The organism is Nanoarchaeota archaeon, assembly GCA_018897155.1.
GTDB lineage: Archaea > EX4484-52 > EX4484-52 > EX4484-52 > LFW-46 > LFW-46.
Genome location: JAHILE010000033.1, coordinates 1 through 5,399, shown reverse-complemented (window position 1 = coordinate 5,399; position 5,399 = coordinate 1). Strand labels below are relative to the sequence as shown.

Below are 5,399 nucleotides of genomic sequence, written 5' to 3'. Positions count from 1 at the left end.
GAACAAATCTCGGTATAAGCGATACTCCAATATATAAGAAACGTCAGGATATGGTGGATAAGCTGGATTTGGGAACTAGAATATGCGTAAGTGAATGATTATGAATAATCTAAAATTCCGCGCCAAAACGGCAGAAATGCGCAAACAGCCAAAAACCCTGAAAGAAATTGAAACCGTTTTAAAGGAAAATAAGCCGATTTTAAAAGAGAAGTTCAAAGTCAAGGAAATCGGCGTGTTTGGCTCTTATGCAAGGGGCGAGGAATCGAAAAAAAGCGACATAGATATCCTTGTTGAGTTTTACGAGCCCGTGGGCTGGGAGTTTATAGACCTTAAAGAATATCTTGAAAGCATTTTGGGCAAAGAAATTGATTTGGTTACGCGCGGCGCCCTTAAACCGCAATTAAAAGCCGGCATACTGAAAGAGGTTGTTTATGCTTAAGCGGTCGTACAAATTATTCGTTGAAGATATTTTGGAGTCAATGAATAGAATCCAAGCATACACCCGCAATATGAATTATGAAAAATTTTCGGAAAACAAGCTGGTTGTGGATGCAGTTATAAGAAACCTTGAAATAATCGGCGAAGCATCAAAGAACATACCATTGGAGATTAGGAAACTATATTCTGAAATTCCGTGGAGCAGGATGCTCGGGCTAAGAAACATTGCAATTCACGAATACTTCGGAGTCGATTTAAGCATTATCTGGCAAATTGTGACAAAAAATATTCCGGAAACAAAGCCTAAAATAGAAGTAATGTTGAAAAATATTTTAATTGTTGAGGATTCAAATAAATAATGTGATTTTTATGGACAATCCAAAATTTCGCATTGATAGGAAGATGTCGGCAAATAGAGTCAGCCGCGATGCAGTTATAAAAAAACTCGTTTACTCTCTCTCCAGGCGCGGAGCAAAGAGAATCCGCATTTTCGGCTCTTATGCGCGCGGAGAGCAAACGCCTAAAAGCGATATTGATGTGCTTGTGGAGTTCAGAGATAGGAAAAGCCTCCTTGATTTTGTAAGAATCGAGCGGGAAGTATCCGAAGAAGTGGGGAAAAAGGTGGATTTGCTCACTGAAAACGCCATAAGTCCGTATCTGAAAGACCGGATAAAAAAAGAAGCAGAGGTTATTTATGGGGCGTAAAGACGATCTCGTGTATCTGAAGCATATTTTTGACGCCATGTTGACCATTGAGGAATATCTCCAAAATATAGATTACGACGAATTTATCAGCAACCGAAAGAAATTGCTCCGCGATGGGATTGTGCGCCAGATTGAAATAATCGGCGAAGCTACAAAAAACTTATCAGACAACATGAGAAAGAAGTATCCCGACATTCCATGGAAAGACATGGCTGGAATGAGGGACAAATTGATACATAGTTACTTCGGCGTCGATTTTGATGCTGTATGGGAAACAGCAGAAAATGACATTCCCACATTAAAGGGCAAAATACAAAATATCATCAAAGCAGAAGAAGATAATGTGTGATTTTTATGGACAGTCCAAAATTTCGAGTTGCAGTCATAGGATTAGGCCTTACTAAATTCGGCGAGCATTGGGAAAAGGGCCTTCGAAACCTCGCGCTTGAGGCAGGGGTAAAAGCAGTAACCGATGCGAAGATAGAAGGAAAGGAAATCGATGCGATGTTTATCGGAAATATGGCGAGCGGCCGGCTTACAGGACAAGAGCATTTAGGCGCGCTTGTTGCAGATCAGATTGGCATGACTATTCCTGCAACTCGCGTAGAAGCAGCTTGCGCATCCGGCGGACTTGCGTTAAGGCAGGGACTATTCTCAATACTTTCAGGCCAGCATAACATGGTTCTTGTCGGAGGCGCGGAAAAAATGACCGACATGTCCGGCGACCAGGTCACGACAACTTTGATGGGCGCGGCAGACGAGGAATGGGAAGGCTTCCAGGGTTTGACATTTCCGGGCCTTTATGCTTTGATGGCGCGAAGGCATATGCATGAATATGGAACAAAGCGCGAGCAGCTTGCTGCAATTTCCGTGAAAAACCACGAGCACGGCTCAATGAATCCGATTGCTCAGTTCAAGAACAAGATTACAATCGATCAAGTCCTGAATGCGACAATGGTTGCAGATCCGCTTACTCTTCTTGACTGTTCGCCTGTTTCAGACGGCGCGGCGGCAATGATTCTATGCAGGGAGGACATTGCGAAGAAATACACAAGCAATCCGGTTTATGTTGTCGGCTCAGGGCAGGCATCAGACAGTTTGGCTCTTGCGCAGAGAAAATCACTCACAAGGCTTGATGCGACAATAATGGCATCTAGAGCTGCATACAAGCAGGCAGGAGTCGCGCCAAAGGACATCAATGTTGTGGAAGTTCATGATTGCTTTACGATTGCAGAGCTTATGGCAGTTGAGGATTTGGGCTTTGCGGAAAAGGGCAAAGGCGCTAAATTCATCGAGGAAGGAAACACAAAGCTCGGCGGAAAAATTCCATTTAATACTTCAGGAGGGCTCAAAGCATGCGGACACCCTGTCGGCGCAACAGGAATAAAACAAGCATGTGAAATCGTTATGCAATTGCGCGGTGAAGCCGGCGCAAGGCAGGTCAAAGGCGCAGAAATCGGAATGACGCACAATGTCGGCGGAAGCGGCGCGACTGCGGTTGTGCATATTTTCAAACGCTAAGCGTTTGAAAAGCCGAGAATGAGCGAAGCGAAATGAACGGATTTTTAGGAAGTGATTCATATGACTTACAGAGAAATAACTAATGTTGGAAATGGAGGCAGGATAGTTTACGATGAAGAGAGAAAAGTGCCGATGATACAATTTGGCGAGTTGGGTGGAAATCTTGCTCCTGGAGAGCACTTATACTCCATACCAGCAATATATATTTTACGCAAAATGAACGGCGCGATGGATAAATATCCCGGCTTTGATGTAGTTGGCGCGGATGATGATGGCATCATTATATCGCGAAAGAAGTGCTCTTTGCATATATCAAGGGAAGAGATACTGACGAAAGTTGAATCGTCATTTGGGTTTGTACTGAGATAAGAGATATAGATAATGAGGTTAATAATTATGCACCGCACATCAGTTCCGCTTTTATGGCGAAGGTTTAAGCACCACTATCGGCTGCTTGGAAATCACTGCAAGACTTGCAAGACGGATTATTATCCGCCGCGCGAGATCTGCCCGACATGCCGACGACGCGGCGTTCTTGAGGAAAAAGAGTTCGAAAGAAAGGGCTGTATATACACATATTCTATAATCCGCTCAGGTCCTACAGGATTTGAGAAGCAGACGCCTTATGCAGTGGCTTTGATAAAGCTTGACAGCGGCCCGGTTCTTGTTTCGCAGATTGTAGATTCTCCGCTTGACCGCATTAAAATCGGCGCTAAAGTAGCTGCTTGCTTTCGAAAGGTTTATGAGGACGGAAAAGAAGGCATAATACACTACGGGCTGAAGTTCCAGCTGGTATGATGCTCCTTCTTCGGCGGCTCAATAGCGGGAGATGCTATTTGAGCTGAAAAATCGGCGCTTTGCAATTACAAGAGCTTTTCCAAATCCGTTAAATCAAAAAGCAACAGGTTCGGCTCTTTAAACCGCTCTTTGAAGGATTTGGCAAAAATGGCGTACTGTTCCTTTCTTTTTTCCCTATTCCAGTTTACGAACTTTGTTTTATCTTTCAGTTCCGTTAATACTTTCTTTGCGTCGACTTTGTCCTGCCATTTGCATTCGCAGAAGAGTATTTCCTTTGTCTGTTCGTTAATCGAAACAATATCTATTTCCGCGACTTTTCTTTCCTCATTTTCCCGGTATGCGCCCCACCATCTGCTGGTCTTCTCAAAATTCAGCTTTTGTGATAATAAGAACTCGCGGCACACTTCTTCAAACCGCAAGCCCACGTATGCGTTTGTATTATTTTTCACTTTATTGACCAGCCAGCCTTCACGCCTTTTATAACTGGATAGGTTCTTGTAGAAAAACCTGAACCAGAAATTAAGAAGCGGATGATTGATGACAAAAATACTTTTTCCTCCGGTGACTGGTTTCTCGACAGATACAATCTCAAAACGGTTTATAAGTTCGTTAAGCTGCCTTGTCAATGTGGTTTCTTTCTTTCTAAGAACGGATGCAACCTCGCTTATTCTTGTATTTCCGGATGCTATCGCCGCAAGAATGTCATAATATATGCCGGATCTTTTGCCAAATTCCAAAGATAGTATCTGGCTTGCCTCGTCTTCAAGAACTGCGTTTTCTGCAAAGAATAATCGGTCCATTATCTTTTCAAAACTTGCGTCGCCAAGCTGTTCATCCTCTATGGCGACATAATATTTTGGAAAGCCGCCGAAAATTGCATAAAGCCGCACCGCTTCTTCAATAGAGTGTATTCCGAGCGTATTGCATACTTCTAACGTATCGCGGAACATGAGCGGCTTTAGCGGCATCTTTCTTTTGAGGCGGCCGTATAAAGGCTGTTTTGAATCAGAAAAAAGCTTTTTCATAAGGCCAACTGTAGAGCCCGAGAAAATGATAAAAAGCCCGCCTTTGTTCTCGTTTAAATCAATGTGCTTCTGAAGGATTCCATAAACCGACTTGTCGACAGCCATAAAATTCTGGAATTCGTCAAAGACAATAATTCCCTTAAACCGCTCTAATAGTATCTTAAAAAAAGTGTCCCAACTGTTCAATACTTCAAGTTCGGTAATGATTTTTCTTGCCCGGAGAATGTCTGCATACTCCTGCAAAAGGCTTGTGCTTTCCTTGTCTTTGTTTACAAAAAAATACAAGTCATCCTTTGATAATAGTTCTAGAATGAGCCTTGTTTTTCCAACTCTCCTAAGGCCTGTAATGGAAACAGTGAAAAGCTTGCTCTTGGACAATCCGGCGGCTTCTTTCAGATAACGTATTTCTTCTATTCGGTCAATAAATTTCATTCTATTCACCTACTGAATTATTCACTAAGTGAATATATAAAGCTTTCGGTACGTGCTGGAACGTGGTCGTTATTCCTTCAGCTTCCTCCTTATAGCATCAAGCCTTTTTTCAATGTCGTCGAGATTGTTCTTTTGCGCAGCAATCCTTGTTTTTGGAATTTCTGGTTTTTTGCCTTGATGCGGCACAAAATACTTTGCCGTGGGTTCGCTAACAGGCTCGTTTCGCGGCGCTTTATCCTCCTTTGTCGCCTTTATTTTCGTTGCCGCATAAGCCGCGACAAGCAATATGATCACGGCGATAACATAGGTAAAGTATGGCGGCGTTGCCTTCGGCTCTTCAACAACAGGCGCGTCAGGCTCTTTCGGCTGTTCATCAGTTGTTTCCTCTTTAACCGTCTCCTTAGGCGGCTCAGCAGCGGGAGGCGAGGTTTGAGCCGCCTGCGCTTTCTCTCCGACAATCGCAAAATAAGAAAATGCGTT

General features: G+C 43.3%; 9 protein-coding genes. 7 read left to right on the top strand and 2 right to left on the bottom strand.

Annotation, left to right across the window (positions count from 1 at the left end; all coding sequences use genetic code 11):
- Positions 1 to 136: 136 nt before the first annotated feature.
- Genes KKB09_04115 through KKB09_04085 form a run of 7 tightly spaced genes read left to right on the top strand, consistent with a single transcriptional unit; the run spans position 137 to position 3,462 of the window.
- On the top strand, positions 137 to 439 hold the full coding sequence (locus tag KKB09_04115) for a nucleotidyltransferase family protein (GenBank protein ID MBU4300379.1): 303 nt from the start codon (positions 137 to 139) through the stop codon (positions 437 to 439).
- A complete protein-coding gene (locus KKB09_04110) occupies positions 432 to 797 on the top strand; it encodes a DUF86 domain-containing protein (protein ID MBU4300378.1) in 366 nt (121 codons plus the stop codon). Before KKB09_04115 ends, KKB09_04110 begins: the two co-directional genes overlap by 8 nt.
- Positions 798 to 840: 43 nt before the next feature.
- Positions 841 to 1,143 carry a nucleotidyltransferase family protein gene (locus tag KKB09_04105; protein ID MBU4300377.1) on the top strand — a complete coding sequence of 101 codons (303 nt, stop codon included), beginning with the start codon at positions 841 to 843 and terminating at the stop codon, positions 1,141 to 1,143.
- On the top strand, positions 1,133 to 1,492 hold the full coding sequence (locus tag KKB09_04100; GenBank protein MBU4300376.1) for a DUF86 domain-containing protein: 360 nt from the start codon (positions 1,133 to 1,135) through the stop codon (positions 1,490 to 1,492). Before KKB09_04105 ends, KKB09_04100 begins: the two co-directional genes overlap by 11 nt.
- A 5-nt stretch (positions 1,493 to 1,497) precedes the next feature.
- Positions 1,498 to 2,664, top strand: coding sequence for a thiolase domain-containing protein (locus KKB09_04095; GenBank protein ID MBU4300375.1), 1,167 nt, complete (start codon positions 1,498 to 1,500; stop codon positions 2,662 to 2,664).
- Between the two features lie 60 nt (positions 2,665 to 2,724).
- Positions 2,725 to 3,033, top strand: coding sequence for a hypothetical protein (locus KKB09_04090; protein MBU4300374.1), 309 nt, complete (start codon positions 2,725 to 2,727; stop codon positions 3,031 to 3,033).
- A 27-nt stretch (positions 3,034 to 3,060) separates the two neighbouring features.
- Positions 3,061 to 3,462 (top strand): Zn-ribbon domain-containing OB-fold protein, encoded by a 402-nt coding sequence (locus KKB09_04085; protein ID MBU4300373.1) that lies wholly within the window; start codon positions 3,061 to 3,063, stop codon positions 3,460 to 3,462.
- Positions 3,463 to 3,527: 65 nt separating this feature from the next.
- Here KKB09_04085 and KKB09_04080 read toward each other — a convergent pair whose 3' ends face one another.
- Positions 3,528 to 4,919, bottom strand: a complete 1,392-nt coding sequence (locus KKB09_04080; protein MBU4300372.1) for an ATP-binding protein — start codon at positions 4,917 to 4,919, stop codon at positions 3,528 to 3,530.
- A 69-nt stretch (positions 4,920 to 4,988) separates the two neighbouring features.
- Positions 4,989 to 5,399: hypothetical protein (locus tag KKB09_04075; protein MBU4300371.1), on the bottom strand; the 411-nt coding region annotated here is incomplete at its 5' end.